We start from the raw sequence: 23,862 nt of genomic DNA, 5'->3' as shown, positions 1-23,862 counted from the left end.
GTCATGAGCATCAGCTATCCGCGGCAGAGTGCCCGTACGCGCCGGTTCACCCTCGGCGCCCCGCGCGCCTTCCAGATCGCGCCCGACGGCGCGTTCACGGCCTTCCTCCGCACCAAGGCCGGCGACGACCCCGTCACCTGCCTGTGGACGCTGGACAACGCCACCGGCGAGGAGCGCCTGATCGCCGACCCCACGGCGCTGGACGTGCCCGGCGAGGCCGAACTGCCCGCCGAGGAGCGCGCCCGGCGCGAGCGCGCCCGCGAGTCCGCCGGCGGCATCGTCGGCTACCACCTCGATCGCGACGCCAGGCAGGCCGTGTTCACCCTCGGCGGCCAGCTCTTCCTCGCCGACCTCGCCACCGCCCAGGTCCGGAGCCTGCCCGTCCAGACCCCGGTGTTCGACCCGCGCCTGGACCCGGCCGGGCGCACGGTCGCCTACGTGTCGGGCCGCACCCTGCGCGTGATCGGCACCGACGGCTCCGACGACCGCGCGCTGGTGCAGCCCGAGACCGAGCAGATCTCCTACGGCCTCGCCGAGTTCATCGCCGCCGAGGAGATGGACCGGATGCGCGGCTACTGGTGGTCGCCCGACGGCGGCTCGCTGCTGGTCGCCCGGGTCGACGAGACGCCCGTGCTGCGCTGGAACATCGCCGACCCGGCCAACCCCGAGCGCCCCGCGACCGAGATGGCCTACCCGGCGGCCGGCACCCCCAACGCGATCGTGTCGCTGGTGCTGCTCAAGGTGGACGGCGGCCGCGTCGGCGTCGCCTGGGACCGCGGCGAGTTCCCCTACGTCGTCACCACCCACTGGGACCGGCACGGCCTGCTGATCGTCGTGCAGTCCCGCGACCAGCGCACCCAGCGCGTGCTGAAGGTCGACACGACCGGCGGCGAGACCAGCCTGCTGCACACCGGGCACGACCCGGTGTGGACCGAGGTCGTGCCGGGCCTGCCCGCCCGCACCGGCCGCGGCGACCTGGTCTGGATCGTCGAGGACCGCGAGACCGACACCCGCCGGATCACCGTGGCGGGCGAGCCGGTCACCCCCGGCGGCCTCCAGGTGCGCGCGGTGCTGGGCGTGGACGGCGAGGAGATCCTGTTCACCGCCTCCGAGGAGCCCACCGAGATCCACCTGTGGTCCTACACGCCGGAGGGGCTGACCAGGCTCAGCGAGGGGCAGGGCGTGTTCGGCGGCCAGCGCTCCGGCGGCGTCACCCTGGTCACCGGCTCGCGGCTGGACGAGGGCGCGCCGGTCACCGAGGTCCGCACCGGATCGGCCGTGCACCCGATCGCCTCCCGCGCCGAGACGCCGGTGATCACGCCCAAGGTCGAACTGCTGAAGGCCGGGGAGCGCGAGATCCGCACGGCGGTCATCCTGCCCACCGGCTGGGAGCCGTCGCACGGCCGCCTGCCGGTGCTGATGGACCCCTACGGCGGGCCGCACGCCCAGCGCGTCCTGGCCGCCCGCCGCGCCTACAACGAGGCGCAGTGGCTGGCCGACCAGGGCTTCGCGGTGGTCATCGCCGACGGCCGCGGCACCCCCGGCCGGGGTCCGGTCTTCGAGCGCGCCGTGCACGGCGACTTCGTCACCCCGGTCCTGGAGGACCAGATCACCGCGCTGGAGGAGGCGGCCCGGCGGCACCCGGCCGCGCTGGACCTCGACCGGGTCGGCATCCGCGGCTGGTCGTTCGGCGGCTGGCTGGCGGCCCTGGCGGTGCTGGCCCGGCCCGACGTCTTCCACGCCGCCGTCTCGGGCGCCCCGGTGACCGACTGGCTGCTGTACGACACCCACTACACCGAGCGCTACCTCGGCCACCCCGACGAGGACCCGGAGACCTACACGGCCAACTCGCTGATCGACATGGCCCCGAAGCTGACCCGGCCCCTGCTGCTGATCCACGGCCTGGCCGACGACAACGTGGTGGCGGCCCACACGCTGCGCCTGTCGTCGGCGCTGCTGGCGGCGGGCCGCCCGCACACCGTGCTGCCGCTGTCGGGCGTGACGCACATGACGCCGCAGGAGATCGTCGCCGAGAACCTGCTGCACCTCCAGGTGGACTTCCTGAAGAGCAACCTGGCCTAACCGTTCAGGGCGAGGACGCCTCCCGTCCTCGCCCTGAACGTGTTCTCAACCGGGCTTACGGGGTGGGCGCGCGGTCTCCGTAGCCGAACTCCGAGACCACGTTGCCGCCGGTGTCGCGGAGCTTGGCCAGGTCGCCCTTGTCGTTCCAGATCGGGCGCTTGCTGCCGTAGGAGAAGCCGCCCCACTCGGGGTGGACCTCGTTGGTGTAGATGCGGATCTTCTGGCCCGGCTGGAGGACCGTGCCGGGCGGGAAGACGAAGTCCTGCCCCCGGTCGTCGGCGCCGACGACCCAGCCGGAGATGTTGGCGGCCACGGTCCCCCGGTTGACGATCTCGATGAACTCGTCGGCCTGGGTGGTCTTGACCTCGCCCTTGTTGCGCACGGTGGTGATGTGCACGTCCGGGCGGCCGGCGCGGGCGAGGATGGCGACCACGTCGGCGCTGTTGGCGCCGTTCTCCGGGCTGATGAACTGCCGGACGACCCGGCCGTTCTGCTTGAAGCCGCTGATGACCACGCCGTAGACCTCGCCGTCGATGGTGACGGTCTCGGGCGAGACGAAGGCGGGCAGGTCCACGATGTCGTCGGGCGCGGGGCCGTTGTTGGGGGTCTCGTTGTGGTGGAAGCGGAAGCTGAAGTCGGCGGCGGTGCCGTCCTCGAACGTCACCTGCACCTTCAGGTCCACGTCGAACTGCGGCTGCGGCATCGCCACGATCGGGAAGTTCTCGTGGGTGAAGGTGCCCAGCGTGAACTCGGTCCCGTCGGTGCGCACCGGCACGGCCCCGCCCCGGAAGACGTAGCCGCTCTTGCCGCCGCCGACGGGCTGCCCCCAGGTCACGTGGTCGGTGCCCAGGCCGGCCTGGCCGGGCGGGGTGGTGGTCATCGACGGCCAGACACCGGTGGTGGTGGCGTTGCCCATGGAAGTCCCTTCGTCGCTGGCCTCCGGGTTCGAGCAAACCCGGCGAGAAGTGCACTTTGGTCAACTCAGTGCGACTTCTCGGACTCGTACGGTAACCAAGGGAAAACTCCGCCCCCAAGAGCCGTGCGGTGACCACAGGCTGGCCTTCGGCAAGCGGCATCTCCCCTTGCCCGTCGGCCCCCGAACGACTAGTGGGACTACTCTGCCCGGGAGGCCGCGGAGGCCTGGTCGCCGTGCCAGGAGGACCACAGGGCCGCGTAGGAACCGCCCGCGGCCAGCAGTTCCTCGTGCGTGCCCAACTCGCTGATGCGGCCGTCCTCCACCACCGCCACGCGGTCGGCGTCGTGGGCGGTGTGCAGGCGGTGCGCGATCGCGACCACCGTGCGGCCGTCCAGGACCGCCGCCAGCGAACGTTCCAGGCGGCGCGCCGCCCTCGGGTCCAGCAGCGAGGTCGCCTCGTCCAGCACCAGCGTGTGCGGGTCGGCCAGCACCAGGCGGGCCAGGGCGAGCTGCTGCGCCTGCGCCGGGGACAGGGCCGCCCCGCCCGAGCCGACGTCGGTCTCCAGCGGCGGGCCGTCCCAGTCGACGGCCTCCAGCGCGGCCGCGACGTCGGCGTCGGACGCGCCGGGACGCGCCATCACCAGGTTGTCGCGCAACGTCCCCTGGAACACGTGGTGCTCCTGGGTGACCAGCGCGACGTGGCCGCGCAGCTCGTCCAGCGGCAGGCCCACCAGCGGGACGGCGCCGCCCTCCGCGCCCACGGTGACCGTCCCGGCGCGCGGCCCGTCCACCCCCGCCAGCAGGCGGCCCAGCGTGGACTTGCCCGCGCCGCTCGGGCCGACCATCGCCAGCCGCTCCCCCGGCTCCAGCTCCAGGCTCACGTCGTGCAGCACGTCGTGGCCGGGGCGGTAGGCGTAGCGGACGCCGGAGGCGGTCAGTTTCTCCCCCTTCGGCCGCGCCTCGTCGGGCTCGCGGTCCGGCGGGACGTTCCCCACGCCCAGGATGCGCGCCAGCGACGCCCCGCCGACCTGGAGCTCGTCCAACCAGGTCAGCAACATCTCGATCGGCCCGGCGAGCTGCTGCACGTAGAGCGTCGCGGCCGTCACCTGGCCGAGCGTCGCCATGCCGTTCAGGTAGAACAGGCCGCCGACCAGCAGCGTCGCCGCCACCGGCAGCACGAAGCCGATCTCAACGAACGGGTACAGCACCATGCGCAGGCGCAGCGTGTAGCGCTCGGCCGCCCAGGTGCGGGCGATGTCGGCGTCGCCGCGCCGGTGCCGCTCGTCGGCCAGGCCCAGCGCCTCGACGGTCCGCGCGCCGTGCACGGTCTCGGCCAGGCCGTCGGTGAGCTGCGCCCACGTCGCGTTCTCGCGCAGGTAGCCGGTGCGGGCCCGGGGCAGGTACCAGCGCATGACGCCCCACAGGACCGGCACCGCGATCAGGCACGGCACGGCCACCAGCGGGCCGGTCAGCACCAGCGCCCCGGCGGTGAACGCCGTCACGACCACGGCGATCAGCGTCTCGGGCAGGGCGTAGCGCACGCTGGTGCCGAGGGCCTCCACGTCCCGCGAGGTGCGGCTCACCAGGTCGCCGGTCCCCGCGCGCTCCACGGTGGACAGCGGCAGGGCCAGCACCCGGTCCACGAACTCCTCGCGCAGCTCGGCGAGGACACGCTCGCCGAGCCGCGCCGAGGCGTAGTAGGCCAGCCAGGTCAGCACGCCCTGCGCGATCATGAAGGCGGCGATGGCCAGGCCCGCCTGGTCGATGGCGGCGTGGCCGCGCGAGACGCTCTCGACCAGGTCGCCGAGCAGGCGCGGCGCGACCAGCCCGGTGACGGCCGCCAGGGCGTGCAGGGCCAGCGCCCCGGCGAGCGCGCGGGGATGTCGCAGCGTGAGCCGCCGGGCGTAGGCCCGTACCTGCGCCGGTGTCGCCACCGGCAGGGTCTGGGTGCTCATTCAGATTCCTCGGGTGACGGCGGCGGCGTAGCGGGGCGTGGTCTCCAGCAGGTCCCGGTGGGTGCCCTCGGCCACGACCGCTCCGTTCTCGACGTAGGCGACGCGGTCGGCGCGGTCCAGCAGCAGCGGGCTGGTGGTGCACACCAGCGTGGTGCGGCCGGGCCGGGCGGTGCGCAGGCGGTCGGCGATGCGGGCCTCGGTGTGGGCGTCGACGGCGCTGGTGGGCTCGACCAGCACCAGGACCTCCGGGTCGGCGGCCAGCGCGCGGGCCAGCCGGAGGCGCTGCTGCTGGCCGCCGGAGAACTCGCGCCCCGCCTCGGCGACGTGGGAGTCCGCGCCGACCGTGGCGACGATGTCCTGGGCGTCGGCGACCTCCAGGGCGTCCGCGAGAACGTCACGACCGGGCCGGACGGAGGGCGGGAGGAGGGAGGCGGCGAGCGGGCCGGAGAACAGGCGGTCCTCGTTCACCGCGACCAGCACGCGTTCGCGCAGGTCGGCCACCTCGTGCAGCGGGACGCCGCCGTAGGTGACCTCGCCGTCGGCGTAGCGGCCCAGGCGGTCGGCGATGGCCTGGGCGTCGCGCGGGTCGGCGGCGGCGACGGCGGTGAGGACGCCGGGCCGCACGACCAGGCCCGACGCGGCGTCGGCCAGCTCGGCCGGGCCCGCTGGGCGGGCGGTGCCGGTCGCGGGCAGCTCGGGCTCGATGTCCAGCAGCGTGACCACCCGGCCCGCCGCCACGTGGCCCTTGGTGAACTTCCCGGCGGCCTCGCCCAGCGTCTTCAGCGGCTGGATCAGGAAGACCGCGTACCCGTAGAACGCCACGAGCTGCCCCACGCTGATCTCGCCGTCGGCGGCGAAGCGCGCGCCCAGCCACGTCACCAGCGCGATCAGCAGGCCGGGCAGCAGCACCTCCGCGCCGTTCAGCCGCGACTCGGCCGCCGCCACCGCGACGCCCGCGCGCCGCACCCGTTGCGACTCCGCCCGGTAACGCTCGGCGAACAGCGCCTCGCCGCCGATGCCCCGCAACACCCGCAGGCCCGCCACCAGGTCGGTGGCGTGGGTGTTGAGGCGGCCGACCAGCTCGCGGTGCTCGTCCTCGCGCCGCCGGTAGGGGCGCAGCAGCGGGGCGGCCAGCAGCAGGATCAGCGGGACGCCGACCAGCACGACCAGGCCGAGCTGCGGGGAGGCGGCCAGCAGGATCGCCGCGACCGCGACGATCGCCACCACCGCGCCGGTGCCCCGGCCCAGGATGTCGACGGCGTCGCCGAGGTGGACGACGTCGGAGATCCCGACGCTGACCACCTCGCCCGCGCTGAGCCGCCGGGGCAGCGTCGCGCCCAGCCGGGTCGCCTGGCGGGTGACCACCTGGACGGTGCGGTAGGCGCTGGCCAGCCAGTTGAACACCGACAGCCGGTGCCGCAGCACCCCGGCCGTCGCCTGGACCACGGCCAGCCCCAGCAGCGCTCCGGACCACAGGGCGAGCGCCCCGGCGTCCTTGGCGGCCAGGCCCTGGTCGATGGCGCGGCCGATCACGGCGGGCATGAGGGCCTGGGCGAGCATCCACACCACCCCGAGGCCCGCGGCGCCCGCGACCGTCGGGGCGTTGACCCGCACCAGCCAGCGCAGGTAGCGGCCGGGCGACCGGTGATCCGGCGTTCCGGGATCTTTCACCGGCAGAGGCTTCACACAGCGCAGGCTATGCAGGCGCCCCGCTCCGGGACGAGCGATTTTTCCGCGGCGCGGACCGTCCGGAGGGCCGGTGTGGAACGGTCCCGCACCCGTAGCGGGGATGCGTGGCCACGATCGGAGACGCTAAAGTCGGGGGCGACGGGGCGACGTTCCTCCGCCCCTTGAGCCGGGACCTCCGGCGGCTAGGCCAATGCCGCCGCCCGGCGCGGTCCGACCCGGACGGCCCGGCCCTGCGCCGCCGCGAGCACTCGGGACGGCCCGGCCGTCGCCAGCGCGCCCCACCTCGCCTACAGTCCGGAAGCCTCTCTGTGAGCACGATCAGCCACCAGTCACATCCGATGGCCCCCGGGTCGGAGGACAGGGTCGACCTGCTCCTCATCGACGACGACCCCTCCGACGTCTTCCTGGTCGAGCGCATGCTGACCGAATCCGGCCTGGACATCCGGATGACGGTCGCCCACGACCTGGAGGCCGCCCGCGGCCGGATCGGCCGTCGCACCCAGTGCATCATCGTGGACCTGTCGGCGCCGGGCCTGGACCACCTGGACGGGCTGCGCCAGGTGCTGGAGCTGTCGGGCAACGCCGCCGTCGTCGTGCTGACCGGGCTGGACGACGCCGACCTCGCCGCCCGCGCCGTCGCCGCCGGGGCCGAGGACTACCTGGTCAAGCAGGAGGTCGACGGGCCGCTGCTGGCCCGCGCGGTCCGCTACGCCATCGAGCGCAAGCGCGCCGAGCGCACCGAGCGGCGGCTGGTGGAGGCCCGCATCGTGGGCCGGGAGAACGCCCGGCTGGAGCGCGGGCTGCTGCCGGTGCCGCTGATCGACGACCCGGCGCTGCGCCACCACACCCGCTACCGGCCCGGCCGGCGGCGGGCGCTGCTCGGCGGCGACTTCTACGACACCGTGCAGACCGCCGACGGCACCGTGCACCTGATGATCGGCGACGTGTGCGGGCACGGCCCCGACGAGGCGGCGCTCGGCGTGCAGCTCCGCATGGCCTGGCGCACGCTGGTGCTGGCCGGGCACACCGGCGAGCAGCTGCTCGGCATCCTGGACACCGTGCTGGGCCACGAGCGGCGCAGCGAGGAGATCTTCACGACGCTGTGCATGGTGACGGTCGCGCCGTCGCGGCGCACCGCGCGCATGTACCTGGCCGGGCACCCCGCGCCGCTGCTGTTCCGCACGGCCGCCGACGGCTCCGACGGCGCGGTGGCGGCGCTGCCGGAGTACGCGCACGGCCCGGCGCTCGGCCTGCTGCCGGGCGCGGAGTGGCCGACCACCGAGATCGAGCTGGGCGGGGCGTGGAGCCTGATGCTCTACACCGACGGCCTGATCGAGGGCCGGGTCGGCGACGGCTCGCCGGAGCGGCTGGGCACCGAGGGCCTGGTCGGGCTGGCCCGCACGGCGCGCGACCGGGGCGCGACCGGCCGGGGCCTGATCGACGCGGTGGTGGCCGAGGTGGAGGAGCGCAACGGCGACGCCCTCACCGACGACCTGGCGGTGCTGCTGCTGTCGCACCGCCCGGCGCGCTGACGGCGCGGGCCGCGTCCCCGGCACGATGTACTACAAGCTGTAGTACAGTACGAGTACTACAGCCTGTAGTTCCCGAACACGCTGTGAACTCGCTCACCCCCACCGGCCGACGCGGCGTCGGCAAAGCCCGGACCGGCACCGTTCATAGCCTGTGGCTATCGAAACGAGTGCCGTGATGACTTGGCTCTCTCGAACCTGGTAGACATACGGTTCGCCCGTGGCTATAGCGATACCTGCGATCTACAAATCGACCGTCGGCAAGAAGGCCGTCATGGCGGTGACCGGCGGCGTTCTCGTGCTGTTCCTGGTCGCCCACATGGTCGGCAACCTGAAGATCTTCATGGGCGCCGAGGACTTCAACCACTACGCGCACTGGCTGCGCACGATGGGCGAGCCCGCGGTCCCCTACCGCACGCTGCTGACCGTGCTGGAGGTCGGGCTGGTCGTGGCGGTCGTGCTGCACATGTGGTCGGCGGTGTCGCTGGCGCGCCGCGCCCGCGCGGCCCGGCCCGTCAAGTACGAGGCCAAGAAGAAGTCGCACGCGCACGGTTACGCCACCCACACCATGCGGTACGGCGGCGTCATCATCCTGCTGTTCATCATCTGGCACCTGCTGGACCTCACCTTCTTCGTGGTGAACCCCAAGGGCGGCGACGCCTCCCCCTACGAGCGCGTGGTCGCCGACTTCGCGCCCGAGCGCTGGTACATCACGCTGTTCTACGTCGTGGCGGTCCTGCTGGTCGGCCTGCACCTGTGGCACGGGATCTGGAGCGCCTTCCAGAGCCTCGGCCTGCGCAGCCTCCGCAACGAGCACACGCTCCGGGTGCTGGCCCTCACCGTCTCCGTCGTGCTGACCCTCGGCTTCCTGGCCGTTCCCCTTGCCGTCACCTTCGGATGGGTGAGCTGAACATGACCGACACCTTCTACGAGTCCGGCGAGCCGATCGCCGACGAGCGCGCCCCGCACGGCCCGGTCGAGAACCGCTGGACCACGCGCAAGTTCGAGGCCAAGCTGGTCAACCCGGCCAACAAGCGCAAGAAGAAGATCATCATCATCGGCACCGGGCTGGCGGGCGGCTCGGCCGGCGCCACCCTCGGCGAGGCCGGCTACCAGGTCGTCCAGTTCTGCTTCCAGGACAGCCCGCGCCGCGCCCACTCCATCGCCGCGCAGGGCGGCATCAACGCCGCCAAGAACTACCGCAACGACGGCGACAGCGTGCACCGGCTGTTCTACGACACCGTCAAGGGCGGCGACTTCCGCGCCCGCGAGTCCAACGTGCACCGCCTCGCCGAGATCTCCACGCAGATCATCGACCAGTGCGTCGCGCAGGGCGTGCCGTTCGCCCGCGAGTACGGCGGCCTGCTGGACAACCGCTCCTTCGGCGGCACCCAGGTCTCGCGCACCTTCTACGCCCGCGGCCAGACGGGCCAGCAGCTGCTGCTCGGCGCCTACCAGGCGCTGATGCGGCAGGTGGAGGCCGGCAACGTCGAGCTGCACGCGCGGCACGAGATGCTCGACCTGATCATGGAGGACGGCCGGGCCCGCGGCGTCGTGGTCCGCGACCTGCTCACCGGCGAGATCAAGAACCACACCGCCGACGCGGTGGTGCTGGCCTCCGGCGGCTACGGGAACGTCTACTTCCTGTCCACCAACGCCATGGGCTCCAACGTGACCGCCTCCTGGCGGGCCCACAAGCACGGCGCGTACTTCGCCAACCCGTGCTACACCCAGATCCACCCGACCTGCATCCCGGTCAGTGGCGACCACCAGTCCAAGCTGACCCTGATGTCGGAGTCGCTGCGCAACGACGGCCGGGTGTGGGTGCCCAAGAAGGCCGGCGACGACCGCAAGCCGTCCGCCATCCCCGAGGACGAGCGCGACTACTACCTGGAGCGCATCTACCCGTCCTTCGGCAACCTGGTGCCGCGCGACATCGCCTCGCGCGCCGCCAAGAACGTGTGCGACGAGGGCCGCGGCGTCGGCCCCGGCGGGCTGGGCGTCTACCTGGACTTCGCCGACGCGATCGAGCGGCTGGGCCGCAAGACCGTCGAGGCCAAGTACGGCAACCTGTTCGAGATGTACGAGCGGATCACCGGCGAGAACCCCTACGACACGCCGATGCGCATCTACCCCGCCGTGCACTACACCATGGGCGGCCTGTGGGTGGACTACGACCTCCAGTCCAACATCCCGGGCCTGTTCGTGATCGGCGAGGCCAACTTCTCCGACCACGGCGCCAACCGCCTGGGCGCGTCCGCGCTCATGCAGGGCCTGGCCGACGGCTACTTCGTGCTCCCGACCGGGCTCGGCGACTACATCGCCCGCAACGAGCTGGGTCCGGTCTCCGAGGCCGCCGTCGCCGAGGCGCAGGAGCGCGTCTCCGCCCAGATCGAGAAGTTCCTGGCGATCGACGGCGACCGCACCGTCGACTCCTTCCACCGCGAGCTCGGCCACATCATGTGGGAGTACTGCGGCATGGAGCGCACCGAGGAGGGCCTGCGCAAGGCGCTGGAGCTGATCCCGGCGCTGCGCGCGGAGTTCTGGACCCGCCTCAAGGTCACCGGCAAGGGCGACGAGCTCAACCAGCAGCTGGAGAAGGCCGGCCGGGTGGCCGACTTCCTGGAGCTGGGCGAGCTGATGGTCGTCGACGCCCTGCACCGCGCCGAGTCCTGCGGCGGCCACTTCCGCGCCGAGAGCCAGGACGAGGACGGCGAGGCCAAGCGCGACGACGACAACTTCGGCTACGTCGCCGCCTGGGAGTGGGCCGGGCAGGACCGGCAGCCCGTCCTGCACAAGGAAGCCCTCGAATTCGAATACGTCAAGCCCACCCAGAGGTCGTACAAGTAATGAAGCTGACCCTGCGCATCTGGCGCCAGTCCAGCCCGGCCGAGAAGGGCCGGATGGTCGAGTACCCCGTCGAGGACATCTCGCCGGACGCCTCGTTCCTGGAGATGCTCGACGTCCTCAACGAGAAGCTCATCGCCGACGGCGAGGAGCCGGTGGCCTTCGACCACGACTGCCGCGAGGGCATCTGCGGCATGTGCTCGCTGGTGATCAACGGCACCCCGCACGGGCCCGAGCGCAACACCACCACCTGCCAGCTGCACATGCGCAAGTTCGAGGACGGCGAGGTCATCGACGTCGAGCCGTGGCGCGCCAAGGCGTTCCCGGTCGTCAAGGACCTGGTGGTGGACCGCAGCCCGCTGGACCGGATCATCCAGTCCGGCGGCTACATCTCCGCCCCCACCGGCACCGCGCCGGAGGCCCACTCGGTGCCGGTGCCCAAGGCCGACGCCGACCGCGCCTTCGAGGCGGCCGAGTGCATCGGCTGCGGCGCCTGCGTGGCGGCCTGCCCCAACGGCTCGGCGGCGCTGTTCCTGGGCGCCAAGGTCACCCACCTCGGCCTCATGCCGCAGGGCCAGCCCGAGCGCTGGGACCGCGTGGTCAACATGCTGGAGACCCACGACGACGCGGGCTTCGGCGGCTGCACCAACACCGGCGAGTGCAGCGTGGCCTGCCCCAAGGGCATCTCGATGGACGTCATCAGCCGCCTGAACGGCGACATGCTGAAGGCGTCGGTCGGCGGCAAGAAGAAGCGGTAGTCAGTCATAAGGCCGAAGGCCCCGCCTGGATCGCTCCGGGCGGGGCCTTCGCCCTGTCCGCTCACGCGCTGACCAGCGACTCCACGCCCGCCGGCAGGCTGCCCGCCAGCGCCGCCTCCACCAGGAACGTCGCCAGGGTGTCCTCGAAGGCGCGGGCGGCGTGCGTGCGGTCCACGTCCTTGCGGCGCGCCAGCGCGATCGTCCGCAGCAGGCCCGGCCCGTGCTGGCCCCGGCGCGGCGGCTCCCGGTCGGCCGCCTGCTCCGACACCACCAGCGGCGTGCCGCGCAGCAGCGGGCGCCCGGCCAGCACCATGCTCGGCACCACCGCGACGCCGAGCCCGGCCTCCACGAACCGCAACACCGCGTCCATCTCGCCGCCCTCCACGGCGAAGCGCGGCTCGAACCCCGCCGCGCGGCAGGCGCCGATCGTCGCCTCGCGCAGGTCGTAGCCGGAGCGGAACATCACCAGCGGCCGGTTGCGCAGATCCTCGATCCGCAGGTGGGAGCGGCGCGGCACCTGCGCCCCGTCGCGACCCGACGCCCGCGCGCCCTCGCCGCCCGCGTTCCCGGCCGGGGACGCCACCACCAGGTGCTCGCGCAGGATCGGGGTGGTCTCCAGCGGCGGGTCGCCGTGCAGCGGCAGGATCACCAGCGCCAGGTCCAGCAGGCCGCGCGTCAGGTCGCGCACCAGGTCCCGCGAGCCGCCCTCCTCCACGATCAACTGCACGCCCGGGTAGGCGTCGTGGAAGCGGCGCAGCACGTCGCCGAGCAGCCCGGCGCACAACGACGGCGTCGCGCCGAGCCGGACGCGGCCGCGCCGCAGCCCGGCCAGCTCCTGCACCTCCAGGCGGGCGGTGTCGACGTCGGCCAGGATGCGCTTGGCCAGCGGCAGCAGCGTCTCCCCCGCCGGGGTCAGCGTGATGTTGCCGCGCGCCCGGCTGAACAACGACGCGCCGAGCTCGGTCTCCAGCGCGCGGATCTGCTTGGACAGCGACGGCTGGGCCACGCGCAGGATCTCCGCCGCCTGGGTGAAGTGCCGCACCTCGGCGACGGCGACGAAGTACGCGAGCTGCTGCAACTGCATCCTGCCCAGGGTAGGCCCCGGCCCGGCCGTGTCGGCGGGCGGCACCGTCTCCACCTGACCGAACACGGTCTGTCACGTTCCAAAAGGGCAGCGCGACCACTGTCGCCGCAGTTGTCACGGGCGGATGAATTCCCCCGCACCCCTCATGAATTTTGTTCACAAAGTGCGCTAGATCACCAGGTCGGGCGCTCACTACGGTGTGCTCCACCCCACCCCGCACTTGGAGACACGCCCTATGAAGCACCTGGTCAACCGGGTCCGGATCACCGCCGGGCTCGGTGCCACGGCCCTCGCCGCAGGACTGCTGGCGACCGGTCCCGCCACCGCCGCCCACGCCGAGACCGGCTACACGCCGAGTCCGGCCGACTTCAAGGACTGCCCCGCGCCGCCCGCGGGCGCGCAGGCGTGGTTGTGGAACTGCCTGTCGATCGTCATCACCGGCGGCGAGATGAAGCTGGGCGGCCTCACCCAGAAGGTCACCAAGCCCATCACGATCCCGGTCGCGGTGGGCCTGCACGAGTGGAAGATGCAGATGCTGACCCCGGCGGGCGGCTTCCAGGGCGAGCCGATCGAGGTGCCGAAGGAGAACCTGCCGCTGCCCATCTCGGGCGTGAGCGTGCAGGTCAGCCAGGCCGGTGAGGTCAAGCCGGGCAAGCTGCTGGTGCCGGACGTGCTGCCCATGAAGATCAAGGTCAACCACTTCGTCTTCGGCGACAAGTGCTTCATCGGGAGCCAGGCGAGCCCGATCAACCTCAAGCCGGGCCTGTCGAACCTGGGCCTGGGCAAGATCGGCGACGCCTACGTCATCAAGACCAAGATCAGCGACAACACCTTCGCGGTGCCCGCCGCGGCCGGCTGCGGCCTGCTGAACGGCGCGCTCAACGCGATGGTCAAGCTGCCCAGCGCCGCCGGCTCCAACGCCGCCGCGCTGGACGCCGTGGTGCGGATCAAGAACTACGCGTTCGGCGACAGCACCAAGTCCTACGCGGGCGAGCGCGGCATCCGCTAGACCGCGGCCGTCCGGCGAGCGCCGCGTCCAGGGCCTGGGGCGCGGCGCTCGCGCCTTCCCGGACCCGCGCCCGCCCAGCGGGCCCCGCTAGCGGGCGTGCCTGCGCAGCGCCCGGAGGTCGTGGACGATCACGCTGCGCCGCCCCGTCTCGATCCACCCGTGCCGCCGCAGCGTGCGCAGCGCCTTGCTGACCGCCTCCCGGGACGCGCCCACCCAGCCCGCCAGCTCCTCCTGCGACAGGTTCAGGTTGATCAGCACGCTGGGCTCCCCGCCCTCCGATCCGCCGGCGCGCGGGTCCTCGCCGCCGCCCGGCTCGTAGGGCACGCCGAACCGCTCGGCCAGCTCCACCAGCCGCTGCGCGACCCGGCCGGTCGCGTCGAAGGCGCCGAACTCGACGCGCTTGCGGTCGGCGTCCCGCCAGCGCTGGCAGAGCATCCGCATGATCAGGATCGAGACGCGGCCGTGCCGGTGCAGGAAGCCCATGAACTCCTCGGCGGTCACCGCCAGCGCGCTCGCGGCCTCCAGCGTGGCGACGCTGGCCGAGCGCGGCAGCTCGTCGATCGCGGCGACCTCGCCCAGCAGCGCGCCCGGCCCGCGCACCGCCAGCAGCGTCTCCCCGCCCTGCTCGCGGTGCGAGAACGCCTTGACCCGGCCGGTCAGCAGCACCGCTACCCACGTGGACTCCTCGCCCTCGCGGAACAACGTCTCGCCGCGCCCGAACTCGCGCACCCGGCCCCGCGCCGCCAGGTCGGCGCGCTCCTCCGGGCTCAGCTGGGCGAGGAACGATCCGGGTTCGAGGGCGGTCATGATTCCACGCTAGAGGGCCGGATGCGGGCCGTCACAGGCCGCGCGATCACGAATGCGTCACGCGTTGTGTGTATTTATGCCTGTTCATTTGCGCCCGGCCACAGCAGGGTGAAGCGCGGCGGGCGCGTCCGGAGGGACGCGCGCGGCAGCGGACGTTCATGGGGAACGGCGGCGGGCGGGCGGCGGTGACGGGGGCACGCCGCCCGCCGGCCTCTGCACGTTCCCCGCGGCTCACGCCGAGGGCGTGTCCTGCCCCTTCTTCACGATGCCGAGCTTGCTGCCGAGCCAGACCACCGGGTCGTAGCGGCGGCCGACCACCCGCTCCTTCATCGGGATCAGCGCGTTGTCAGTGATCTTGATGTGCTCCGGGCAGACCTCGGTGCAGCACTTGGTGATGTTGCAGAAGCCGAGCCCGTGGTCCTCCTGGGCGATGTTGCGCCGGTCGGACTCGTCGGCCGGGTGCATCTCCAGCTCGGCGATGCGCATGAGGAAGCGCGGGCCGGCGAAGCCCGGCTTGTTCTCCTCGTGGTCGCGGATGACGTGGCAGACGTTGTTGCACAGGAAGCACTCGATGCACTTGCGGAACTCCTGCGAGCGCTCCACGTCGACCTGCTGCATCCGGAACTCGCCCGGCTTGGTGTCGCCCGGGTCGAACGACGGGATCTGCCGCGCCTTCTCGTAGTTGAACGACACGTCGGTGACCAGGTCGCGGATCACCGGGAAGGTGCGCACCGGCGTGACGGTGATCGTCTCCTCCGGCGTGAAGGTCGACATCCGGGTCATGCACAGCAGCCGCGGCATGCCGTTGATCTCGGCCGAACACGAGCCGCACTTGCCGGCCTTGCAGTTCCAGCGGACCGCGAGGTCGGGGGCCTGGGTGGCCTGGAGCCGATGGATGATGTCGAGGACGACCTCGCCCTCGTTCACCTCGACGCGGTAGTCGCGCAGCTCGCCGTCGCCCGCGTCGCCGCGCCACACCCGGAACTTCGCCTCGTAGCTCATCGGTCGGTCTCCTCGCTGTCGGCGGGGGCGTCCTGCGGCTGCGCGTCCTGGACCTGGGCGGGCAGCTCCTCGGCGGTGAGGTACTTCTTCAGCTCGTCGGTCTCGAACAGCCCGATCAGGTCGGCGCGCATCGGCTCCATGGGCTGGTGCCGCAGCTCGACGCGCGGGTCGTCGGGATCGCCGGCCAGCCGGCACACCAGGTTGACCTTGCGCCAGTCGGCCGACATCTGCGGGTGGTCGTCGCGGGTGTGGCCGCCGCGGCTCTCGGTGCGCTCCAGCGCCGACCTCGCGATGGCCTCCGACACCAGCAACATGTTGCGCAGGTCGAGCGCCAGGTGCCAGCCGGGGTGGTAGCCGCGGCCGTCGTCGACGGCGACGGGCGCGACGCTGACCTTGGCGACGCGCTCGCGCAGCCCGTCCAGCGCCTCGATGGCCCGCTCCAGCTCCCCCTCCTTGCGGATGATGCCGACCAGCTCGTTCATGGTCTGCTGGAGCTCGGCGTGCACGGCGTAGGGGCTCTCGCCGCCGGTGCGCTCCAGCGGCGCCAGCGCCTCGGCGGTGGCCTTGGCGACCTCGTCCTCGGGCACGCCGGGCCGCGCGCCGCCCAGGCCGTCGACGTACTCGGCCGCGCCCGCCCCGGCGCGGCGGCCGAACACCAGCAGGTCGGTCAGCGAGTTGCCGCCCAGCCGGTTGGAGCCGTGCATGCCGCCCGAGCACTCGCCGGCCGCGAACAGGCCCGGCACCAGCGCGGCGCCGGTGTCGGGGTCGACCTCGACGCCGCCCATCACGTAGTGGCAGGTCGGGCCGACCTCCATCGGCTCCTTGGTGATGTCGACGTCGGCCAGCTCCTTGAACTGGTGGTGCATCGCCGGCAGCCGCCGCTTGATCTCCTCGGCGCCGCCGGGCATGCGGCCGACGACGGTGAGGAACACGCCGCCGTGCGGGGAGTTGCGGCCCGCCTTGACCTCGGAGTTGATGGCGCGGGCGACCTCGTCGCGCGGCAGCAGCTCGGGCGGCCGCCGGTTGTTGTCGGGGTCGTCGTACCAGCGGTCGGCCTCCTCCTCGGAGGTCGCGTACTTGTCCTTGAACACCTCGGGGATGTACTCGAACATGAAGCGCTTGCCGTCGGAGTTCTTCAGGACGCCGCGGTCGCCGCGCACCGACTCGGTGACCAGGATGCCCTTGACCGAGGGCGGCCAGACCATGCCGGTCGGGTGGAACTGCACGAACTCCATGTTGAGCAGGGTCGCGCCCGCCAGCAGGGCCAGCGAGTGGCCGTCGCCGGTGTACTCCCAGGAGTTGGAGGTGACCTTGAACGCCTTGCCGATGCCGCCGGTGGCCAGCACGACCGCCGGGGCCTCGAACACCACGAACTTGCCGGTTTCGCGGACGTAGGCGAACACGCCCGCGATGCGGTCGCCGTCCAGCAGCAGCCGGGTGACGGTCGTCTCGGCCCAGACCTTCAGCCGCGCCTCGTAGTCGCCGAAGTCGCGGTGGTCCTCCTGCTGGAGCGCCACGATCTTCTGCTGCGCGGTGCGGATCAGCTCCAGCCCGGTGCGGTCGCCGACGTGCGCGAGGCGCGGGTACTCGTGGCCGCCGAAGTTGCGCTGGGAGATCTTGCCGTCCTTGGTGCGGTCGAACAGCGCGCCCCAGTGCTCCAGCTCCCAGACGCGGTCGGGCGCCTCCTTGGCGTGCAGCTCGGCCATCCGCCAGTTGTTGAGGAACTTGCCGCCGCGCATGGTGTCGCGGAAGTGGACCTGCCAGTTGTCGTTGGGGTTGACGTTGCCCATCGCGGCGGCGGCGCCGCCCTCGGCCATCACGGTGTGCGCCTTGCCGAACAGCGACTTGGAGATGATCGCCGTCTTCTTGCCCTGCAGCCGCGCCTCGATCGCGGCGCGCAGGCCCGCGCCGCCCGCACCGATCACGACGACGTCGTAGGAGTGCCTTTCGATCTCAGTCATGATCCGGGGGTCCCTCAGTTGAAGAATCGCAGGTCGGAGATGGTCTCGCTGGCCACCAGCGCCACGTACAGGTCGGCGACCACCAGCGAGCCGAGCGTGATGAGCGCGTACTGCCCGTGCCGCTCGTTCAGCTTGGAGACCCAGCCCCACATCCGGTACCGGACCGGGTGCTTGGAGAAGTTCTTCAACCGCCCGCCGACGATGTGCCGGCAGGAGTGGCACGACAGGGTGTAGCCCCACAGCAGGATCACGTTGGCGAGCAGGATCAGGGTGCCGAGCCCGACGCCGAAGCCGCCGTCCTTGCCGTGGAAGGCGCGGATGGCGTCGTAGGTGTTGACGAGCGAGATGAGGAACGCCGCCATCCAGAAGTACCGGTGCAGGTTCTGCCCGATCAGCGGGAAGCGGCGCTCGCCGGAGTACTTCTTGTGCGGCTCGGCGACCGCGCACGCGGGCGGCGAGGCCCAGTACGAGCGGTAGTAGGCCTTGCGGTAGTAGTAGCAGGTCAGCCGGAACAGCAGCAGGAACGGCAGCGACAGCGCCGCGAACGGGATCCAGCCGCGCGTGGCGGCCGGCAGGAACGCGCCGAACTCGGCGGCGTCGCCGGTGTGCCCGTTGACGGTGACGTTGTTGCAGATCTCGTTGAGGCAGGGCGAGTAGAACGGCGTCAGGTAGTGGAACTCCGGGACGTAGAAGGCCGCGCCCCAGAAGGCGCGCACCGTCGCGTACACCACCCACGCCGTGAAGATCACCAGCGTGGTGATCGGATAGACGCGCCAGTTGTCCTTGCGGAGCGTGCGTTCCTTGATGCGGGCGCGCGTCTTGTCCGGCGCCTCCACAGTGCTCATCGATCGCTCTCCTGAGCTCGGGTCGTCAGGGGTCCCCGTACCGCGGGCGAGCGCACGCGCCCGGCCGTCGCGCCCCGGCCGGCCTGGAACGGCACCGCGGACCTACGGTGACGCCTCGTGTGCGCTACCAGCGAAGCGACCCTACGCCACCGGCCCGGCACTGTGACATACATAACAGGGCGGACCGCGTGTGACCCTGACCACAGAGTATGCCGCGACACAACCCCTTTCCACCCGGCGCGATCCCATAATCAGGGGTTATGGCCGATGGGCATCGAGACCAGTGCGACGAGGCATGACCGAGGCATCCCGGACGGTGCGCTACCGCCCGATAAGCCCGTCCGGAACCAATGTCGTCACGCTCGGTGACAGCGTGAACCGCCCCGGCGGTCGGCGTCCGGCGGGCGGTCGGCCCTCATCCCCCGAACATGCGGGCGAAGTGGGCCTCGGCGTCGCTGGCGCGGCCGGTGCCGTAGACCCGCAGGACCTCAGCCAGCTCCGGGAAGCTGATGTCGATCATCGAGGCGGCGGCCTCGATCTCGGCGGCGGAGGCGACCTCGCGCAGCAACGACTGCAGGATGCGGGCGGGCGAGCCCGCCGGGTCCTGGCCGGCGGCGAGCCGCTCGGCCAGCACCCGCTCCACCGGCGAGTGGCTGGAGGCGGCCAGCCGGGCGCCGGAGGTGGTGGCGGCCAGCTCGGCGCGGATGTCGGTCAGCCTGCCGCGCACCTCGGCCTCCGAGAGCGTCTCGAAGCCGGGGTCGGCGGCCAGCTCCTCCACCGCCAGCAGCCGGTTGAGCACCGCCGGATTGCTGATCTTCGCGCGCTGGCCGGACATGAGCTGGGAGAGCATGGGCGGCGACAATCCCAGCACCCCGGCCAGCGCCGACTGGGACAGGCCGAGCACGCCCAGCAGGCGGCGGACCCGGTCGCCCAGCGGCTCGCCGTACCACTCGGTCTGCAGGGCGCGGTTGCGCACCACGGTGTCCTCTGCGGAACTCACATCCAACTCCCCCTTGACTGTTCGCAACTGCAAACAGTATATTCCCATCTGCAAGAGGCAACGACAGCCGCTCTTCCATGGTGCCATGCCGCTCCCTGTTTGCACATGCGATGCGACGTGCGGCCGGGCGCCTCCCCCCGACGAAGAAGGTGAACGATGCACATCCGGCACCGCGCGGCGACGCTCGCGACGGCCCTCCTGCTCACCGCCGCCCTGACCGGCTGCTCGGTGCTCGGCGGCGACTCCTCCTCCGGCGACGGCGGGGGCGGCGGCGGGGCCGGTCCGGGCAAGGCCGCCAACGCCGTGGGCAAGGGCGAGCCCAAGGTCGCCGATCCCGCCAAGCCGCTGGTGAAGATCACCACCGGCTCGGCCAAGGGCCCGGTCGAGCTGGCGGTCGTCAGCCTGTCCGCCCGCGGCCGGCTGGCCCACCTGACCCTGTCGCTCACCCTGCGGGGCAGCACCGAGGGCATCAACGGGGGCAGCGAGAACCTCTACGGCGTCAACGGCGGCAACTTCCCCGCCGTCTCGCTGCTCGACGCGGTCAACCTCAAGCGCTACGTGGTGGTGAAGGACTCGGCCGACCGGGAGGTGGGCTCGGGCAACCCCACGTTCACGCCGAACCAGCCGTCCACCCTGAGCTACACCTTCGCCGCCCCGCCGGAGAACGTGCAGGCGGTGGACGTGCAGTTCGGCTACTTCCCCATCTTCCGCAACGTCCCGATCGAGCGGTGATCCCGATGAGACGACCCGCCGTCGCGGTCCTCGTGCTGGCGACCGTCCTCGGCTCCCCGTCCCTGGCCGGCGCGTCGCCCGATCCCCGGGTGCCCGACCCCAACCTCGCCAGGTCGGTCCTGACCTTGGACACCGCGGGCGCGACCCGGGACATCGATCCGGCCAAGGCCACCCTCGACCTCGACCTGTCCAAGGCCGTCCTGCCGCTGGAGGAGGAGCAGAAGGAGGGCGCGAAGGTGACGGTGCGCATCTCCTCGGACGTGCTGTTCGACTTCGACAAGGCGACGCTCACCGACGCGGCCCGCCGTCGCGTCTCCCGGCTGGCCCCCCGCCTGCGCGAGGCCGGCCGTCCCGTGCAGGTGGCGGGCCACTCCGACGCCCAGGGCGACCCCGGCTACAACCTGCGCCTGTCCAAGCAGCGGGCCGAGGCGGTCAGGGCCGAGCTGGAACGCCTGCTGCGCGGCACCCCCGTCAAGATCACGGCGGTCGGCCACGGGGAGGACGAGCCCGTCGCCCCCAACGAGGTCAACGGCAAGGACAACCCCGAGGGCCGGGCGAAGAACCGCCGCGTGGACATCACCTTCTGACCGCCCCACCACCTCTCCCCCCAGGAGGTCACCAGTGCACGGACCCGCAGCGGGCACGACGCGGCGCATCACCGGAGTCGTCGCCCCGCTCGTCGCCCTCATGCTGTTCGCCGCCTCCTGCGGCGGCGGCGACCCGAAGCCGGGCGGCTCCGCCTCCGGCGAGGCGCGCCCCACCGGCGCGGCCGGCACCGCCTCGCCGTCCCCCACCTCCACCGGCCCGGAGCCGGCCTCCTGCCCCAACGGCGGGCAGCTCATCAAGGCCGTCGAGATCCCGGCCGTGCACGCCGACCCGGTGCACATCCCCGAGGCGACCGTCGGCGGCCAGAAGATCGCGGCCGTCACGATCCCCGGCGTGGACATCCCCGCCCAGCGGGTCCCGGCCCAGTGCGTGGACGTCAGGCCCGCCCCCGGCGGCTGCCTGAGCGCGGTGAGCATCCCCGGCGTCACCATCCCCGGGGTGCGGATTCCGGAGGTGGAGATCCCCGGCGTCGACGCGGGCGGCATCAAGCTCGCTCCCGAGCGCGCCAACGCCGAATCGGCCTCGCCGGTGACGGTCGCCGCAACGCAGACTCCGGAGGTCTGCCAGGCCAAGCCCACGCAGGAGGGCGAATACGTCGCCTCGGTGTACCGGCCGTCGGTGTACCGGCCCTCGGCGTATCGCGCTTCGGTGTACCGGCCGTCGGTGTACCGGCCCTCGGCCTGCAATTCCAAAAACGAATGCATCCGCCAGGTGAGCGTTCCCCAAGTCAGCGTTCCCCAGGTGAGCATTCCCCAGGTCAGCGTCCGCCAGGCGTCTCTGCAGCAGTACACCGCAGGCCGGAGCAACATCATCAAGGGCGACGACCAGATCGCCTACAACATCGAGGCCGACGTGCTGTTCGACTTCGGCAGGGCCGACATCAAGCCCGCCGCCGCGACCGAACTCGCCAAGATCGCGGCCTCCGTGCGCAAGGAGATCCCCGCCACCGCGCCCCTCCAGGTGGACGGCCACACCGACGCCAAGGGCGAACCGGCCGCCAACCAGACGCTCTCCGAGCAGCGCGCCCAGGCCATCGTCGACTGGCTCGCCACCAAGGGCGGCATCGACCGTTCCCGGCTGAAGGCCACCGGCTACGGCGAGAGCAAGCCCACCGCCGCCAACACCAGGCCCGACGGCTCCGACGACCCGGAAGGCCGCGCCAAGAACCGCCGCGTGGTCATCTCCGCCCGACAGAAGTAGGACCGACCCCGCCCGATGCTTCCACCCCGCGCACCTCCCACACCCCCGACCAGCGCACGAGGCCACCGATGCGAAAGCCCATCACACCTCCCCTCCTCCCGCCGCCCCCAGACACCGCTTCTCGTTTCGCCCGCGTCCTGCGCCCACTCTTCACACTTCGCCTGCCTTCCGTTCCGCTCCCCAAGTCAGCAGACGGCGGCCGCAGCAGAAGCGGAAGGCCACAACGCTCCGAGAAAGTGGGACTGGCAGCGCTGGTCGTCCTGTCGCTGCTGGTGCTCGCAGGTTGCGGAGGCGGCGGCGGGAACACGTCGGGCAAGCAGGGAAAGACCCCGAGCAGACCGGCGGTGAGCGGCGCGGCCGAGAGCGCGCCCCCAGGCCAGGGCATGGCACGCGACGGTGTCTACTACTTCAACGCCTTCTCCGAGCCCTTCCGGCTGCGGGTCGAGATGATCCGGGTCGAGCGCTTCCGGGAATGGTCGGTTCTGCGGTTCGCCGTCACCTACCCCGACACCGAGAAGGTCTTCACCAACCCGTTCGCCACCTGGGTCCTCGATCACTCCTTCGGCGCGATCAGCCTGGTCGACACGGTGGGCCGCAAGCAGTACTCCTCCCTGCGCAAGCCGGGCGCCCACGACGGCTTCGGCAGCCAGACCAACCCGATCTTCTACTACCACCCGCAGACCCGGTACGAGGGGCACGTCTACTTCCCCGCCGTCCCCGCCGGCGTCCAGAAGATGACCGTGCGCGCGCCGGGCCATCCCGGCGTCTTCACCGGGGTGCCCGTCGTCCAGGGAGCCACCCCACCGCCCGCGACGCTGCCGCAGCCGCCCGAGAACGCCGGTCCCACCGCGACGTTCGGCGCCAACGCGCCCACCGGCAAGGTCGAGACCTGGATCAACGACCTGTACGACGGCGTCGAGAGCGAGGTGCGCTCCTCGACCTCCAGCAGCACCGAGGAGAAGATCGGGCTGCGGGCGGACGTGCTGTTCGACTTCGACAAGGCCACGCTGACCGCCCAGGCCAAGCAGGTTCTCGACCAGGTCGCCGCCGAGACGAAGGCCAAGGCCGACCCGGCCAAACCGCCGATCACCGTCGAGGGCCACACCGACGGCAGGGGCACCGCCGACTACAACCGGCGGCTCTCCCGGCAGCGGGCCGACGTCGTGCTCAAGGAACTCCAGACCCGGCTGGGCTCGGCCTACCGCTACCGGGCCGAGGCCAAGGGCGCCACCGAGCCGATCGCCAAGGAGGGCGGACCCGACGACGAGCAGGCCCGCCGCAAGAACCGCCGGGTGGAGATCTCGTACCAGATCAAGCAGCAGGTCACGACCGGTGGCACGGCGACGGCGACCACATCGCCGGGCGGCTCCACCGCCCCGCCCGCCGGCTTCCGGCGCGACGGCGCGCCCGTGGCCGAGCGCACCGGCCAGATCGACGGCCAGCGGCACCGCCTCCGGGTGTTGCCCCTCTACCGCGACGGCGCCTACCTCGCGGTCCCGTTCGAGCTGACCCTGCTCGGCAACGCCGAACGCAGGAAGATGCTCGGCAGCCCCTTCGAGAGCCAGCCCCCGAGAGGCGACTTCGGCAGCTTCAGCGTGCTCGACCCCAACTCCAAGACCACCTACCAGTCCGTGCGCGTCGGCGGCGAGGGCAGCTTCTCCTACCTGGAGGGCAGCGCCGGCCCGCCCACGCCGAACACTCCTTTCCGCAGCTACATCTACGTCGCGGCCCCACCCGCCGGGGTCAGGGGCGTGACCCTCAACGCCGGCGCCTTCGGCCAGATCCCCGACCTCCCGATCCCATGAGCGTCCTCACCGGCCCAGAGAAGCGGCCGTCTCCC

The 23,862-nt window shown here is 72.1% G+C and carries 19 protein-coding genes; 10 read left to right on the top strand and 9 right to left on the bottom strand.

Features of this window, described 5'->3' with window-relative positions; all coding sequences use genetic code 11:
* Positions 1-3: 3 nt before the first annotated feature.
* A complete protein-coding gene (locus AH6_RS09810; protein ID WP_067477075.1) occupies positions 4-2,082 on the top strand; it encodes a S9 family peptidase in 2,079 nt (692 codons plus the stop codon).
* Positions 2,083-2,137: 55 nt separating this feature from the next.
* On the opposite strand, the gene AH6_RS09805 is transcribed toward AH6_RS09810, so the two are convergent.
* The 3 genes from AH6_RS09805 to AH6_RS09795 form a co-directional block, all read right to left on the bottom strand.
* Complete coding sequence (locus AH6_RS09805) at positions 2,138-2,998, bottom strand: lamin tail domain-containing protein (RefSeq protein ID WP_067477072.1); 861 nt, start codon at positions 2,996-2,998, stop codon at positions 2,138-2,140.
* A 197-nt stretch (positions 2,999-3,195) separates the two neighbouring features.
* Positions 3,196-4,953 (bottom strand): ABC transporter ATP-binding protein, encoded by a 1,758-nt coding sequence (locus AH6_RS09800; protein ID WP_067477069.1) that lies wholly within the window; start codon positions 4,951-4,953, stop codon positions 3,196-3,198.
* Complete coding sequence (locus AH6_RS09795) at positions 4,954-6,624, bottom strand: ABC transporter transmembrane domain-containing protein (RefSeq protein WP_245679251.1); 1,671 nt, start codon at positions 6,622-6,624, stop codon at positions 4,954-4,956.
* 326 nt (positions 6,625-6,950) lie between these two features.
* Between AH6_RS09795 and AH6_RS09790 the strand changes: the two genes are divergently transcribed.
* From AH6_RS09790 to AH6_RS09775, 4 genes are all read left to right on the top strand, one after another.
* A complete protein-coding gene (locus AH6_RS09790; RefSeq protein WP_307190384.1) occupies positions 6,951-8,174 on the top strand; it encodes a PP2C family protein-serine/threonine phosphatase in 1,224 nt (407 codons plus the stop codon).
* Between the two features lie 217 nt (positions 8,175-8,391).
* Positions 8,392-9,081, top strand: coding sequence for a succinate dehydrogenase cytochrome b subunit (locus tag AH6_RS09785; protein WP_083982518.1), 690 nt, complete (start codon positions 8,392-8,394; stop codon positions 9,079-9,081).
* 2 nt (positions 9,082-9,083) lie between these two features.
* Complete coding sequence (locus AH6_RS09780; RefSeq protein ID WP_174555085.1) at positions 9,084-11,021, top strand: fumarate reductase/succinate dehydrogenase flavoprotein subunit; 1,938 nt, start codon at positions 9,084-9,086, stop codon at positions 11,019-11,021.
* Positions 11,021-11,776, top strand: a complete 756-nt coding sequence (locus AH6_RS09775; RefSeq protein ID WP_067477058.1) for a succinate dehydrogenase/fumarate reductase iron-sulfur subunit — start codon at positions 11,021-11,023, stop codon at positions 11,774-11,776. Before AH6_RS09780 ends, AH6_RS09775 begins: the two co-directional genes overlap by 1 nt.
* A 61-nt stretch (positions 11,777-11,837) precedes the next feature.
* On the opposite strand, the gene AH6_RS09770 is transcribed toward AH6_RS09775, so the two are convergent.
* Positions 11,838-12,860, bottom strand: a complete 1,023-nt coding sequence (locus AH6_RS09770; protein ID WP_067477310.1) for a LysR family transcriptional regulator — start codon at positions 12,858-12,860, stop codon at positions 11,838-11,840.
* 235 nt (positions 12,861-13,095) lie between these two features.
* On the opposite strand from AH6_RS09770, the gene AH6_RS09765 reads away from it, so the two are divergent.
* Positions 13,096-13,869: a hypothetical protein gene (locus AH6_RS09765; RefSeq protein WP_067477055.1), complete on the top strand. Its 774-nt coding sequence runs from the start codon at positions 13,096-13,098 to the stop codon at positions 13,867-13,869.
* Positions 13,870-13,956: 87 nt separating this feature from the next.
* On the opposite strand, the gene AH6_RS09760 is transcribed toward AH6_RS09765, so the two are convergent.
* The 5 genes from AH6_RS09760 to AH6_RS09740 all read right to left on the bottom strand — a co-directional run bounded on the left by AH6_RS09760 (position 13,957) and on the right by AH6_RS09740 (position 19,484).
* On the bottom strand, positions 13,957-14,676 hold the full coding sequence (locus AH6_RS09760) for a Crp/Fnr family transcriptional regulator (protein ID WP_067477052.1): 720 nt from the start codon (positions 14,674-14,676) through the stop codon (positions 13,957-13,959).
* A gap of 231 nt (positions 14,677-14,907) precedes the next feature.
* Complete coding sequence (locus tag AH6_RS09755; RefSeq protein WP_067477049.1) at positions 14,908-15,678, bottom strand: succinate dehydrogenase/fumarate reductase iron-sulfur subunit; 771 nt, start codon at positions 15,676-15,678, stop codon at positions 14,908-14,910.
* Positions 15,675-17,639: a fumarate reductase/succinate dehydrogenase flavoprotein subunit gene (locus tag AH6_RS09750; RefSeq protein ID WP_067477046.1), complete on the bottom strand. Its 1,965-nt coding sequence runs from the start codon at positions 17,637-17,639 to the stop codon at positions 15,675-15,677. Before AH6_RS09750 ends, AH6_RS09755 begins: the two co-directional genes overlap by 4 nt.
* A 14-nt stretch (positions 17,640-17,653) precedes the next feature.
* A complete protein-coding gene (sdhC, locus tag AH6_RS09745; protein WP_067477043.1) occupies positions 17,654-18,484 on the bottom strand; it encodes a succinate dehydrogenase subunit SdhC in 831 nt (276 codons plus the stop codon).
* 415 nt (positions 18,485-18,899) lie between these two features.
* Positions 18,900-19,484: a helix-turn-helix domain-containing protein gene (locus AH6_RS09740; protein WP_218005764.1), complete on the bottom strand. Its 585-nt coding sequence runs from the start codon at positions 19,482-19,484 to the stop codon at positions 18,900-18,902.
* Between the two features lie 156 nt (positions 19,485-19,640).
* On the opposite strand from AH6_RS09740, the gene AH6_RS09735 reads away from it, so the two are divergent.
* The 4 genes from AH6_RS09735 to AH6_RS09720 all read left to right on the top strand — a co-directional run bounded on the left by AH6_RS09735 (position 19,641) and on the right by AH6_RS09720 (position 23,827).
* Positions 19,641-20,216 carry a hypothetical protein gene (locus AH6_RS09735; RefSeq protein ID WP_067477038.1) on the top strand — a complete coding sequence of 192 codons (576 nt, stop codon included), beginning with the start codon at positions 19,641-19,643 and terminating at the stop codon, positions 20,214-20,216.
* A 5-nt stretch (positions 20,217-20,221) separates the two neighbouring features.
* Positions 20,222-20,803 carry an OmpA family protein gene (locus tag AH6_RS09730; protein ID WP_067477307.1) on the top strand — a complete coding sequence of 194 codons (582 nt, stop codon included), beginning with the start codon at positions 20,222-20,224 and terminating at the stop codon, positions 20,801-20,803.
* 34 nt (positions 20,804-20,837) lie between these two features.
* On the top strand, positions 20,838-22,022 hold the full coding sequence (locus AH6_RS09725) for an OmpA family protein (protein WP_083982514.1): 1,185 nt from the start codon (positions 20,838-20,840) through the stop codon (positions 22,020-22,022).
* A 236-nt stretch (positions 22,023-22,258) separates the two neighbouring features.
* Positions 22,259-23,827: an OmpA family protein gene (locus AH6_RS09720; protein WP_067477035.1), complete on the top strand. Its 1,569-nt coding sequence runs from the start codon at positions 22,259-22,261 to the stop codon at positions 23,825-23,827.
* Positions 23,828-23,862 lie beyond the last annotated feature (35 nt).

Source organism: Actinomadura hibisca NBRC 15177, from assembly GCF_001552635.1.
Lineage (GTDB): Bacteria > Actinomycetota > Actinomycetes > Streptosporangiales > Streptosporangiaceae > Spirillospora > Spirillospora hibisca.
The sequence above is the reverse complement of the archived record's forward strand: the minus strand, read 5'-3'. Positions and strand labels throughout refer to the sequence as shown.

Bases quoted from the DNA above. Each gene is read 5' to 3' on its own strand.
- AH6_RS09735 (WP_067477038.1), top strand. From the start codon at position 19,641: ATGCACATCCGGCACCGCGCGGCGACGCTCGCGACGGCCCTCCTGCTC.
- AH6_RS09805 (WP_067477072.1), bottom strand. From the start codon at position 2,998: ATGGGCAACGCCACCACCACCGGTGTCTGGCCGTCGATGACCACCACC.
- AH6_RS09730 (WP_067477307.1), top strand. From the start codon at position 20,222: ATGAGACGACCCGCCGTCGCGGTCCTCGTGCTGGCGACCGTCCTCGGC.
- AH6_RS09780 (WP_174555085.1), top strand. From the start codon at position 9,084: ATGACCGACACCTTCTACGAGTCCGGCGAGCCGATCGCCGACGAGCGC.
- AH6_RS09800 (WP_067477069.1), bottom strand. From the start codon at position 4,953: ATGAGCACCCAGACCCTGCCGGTGGCGACACCGGCGCAGGTACGGGCC.
- sdhC (WP_067477043.1), bottom strand. From the start codon at position 18,484: ATGAGCACTGTGGAGGCGCCGGACAAGACGCGCGCCCGCATCAAGGAA.
- AH6_RS09755 (WP_067477049.1), bottom strand. From the start codon at position 15,678: ATGAGCTACGAGGCGAAGTTCCGGGTGTGGCGCGGCGACGCGGGCGAC.
- AH6_RS09770 (WP_067477310.1), bottom strand. From the start codon at position 12,860: ATGCAGTTGCAGCAGCTCGCGTACTTCGTCGCCGTCGCCGAGGTGCGG.
- AH6_RS09750 (WP_067477046.1), bottom strand. From the start codon at position 17,639: ATGACTGAGATCGAAAGGCACTCCTACGACGTCGTCGTGATCGGTGCG.
- AH6_RS09775 (WP_067477058.1), top strand. From the start codon at position 11,021: ATGAAGCTGACCCTGCGCATCTGGCGCCAGTCCAGCCCGGCCGAGAAG.
- AH6_RS09810 (WP_067477075.1), top strand. From the start codon at position 4: ATGAGCATCAGCTATCCGCGGCAGAGTGCCCGTACGCGCCGGTTCACC.
- AH6_RS09765 (WP_067477055.1), top strand. From the start codon at position 13,096: ATGAAGCACCTGGTCAACCGGGTCCGGATCACCGCCGGGCTCGGTGCC.
- AH6_RS09760 (WP_067477052.1), bottom strand. From the start codon at position 14,676: ATGACCGCCCTCGAACCCGGATCGTTCCTCGCCCAGCTGAGCCCGGAG.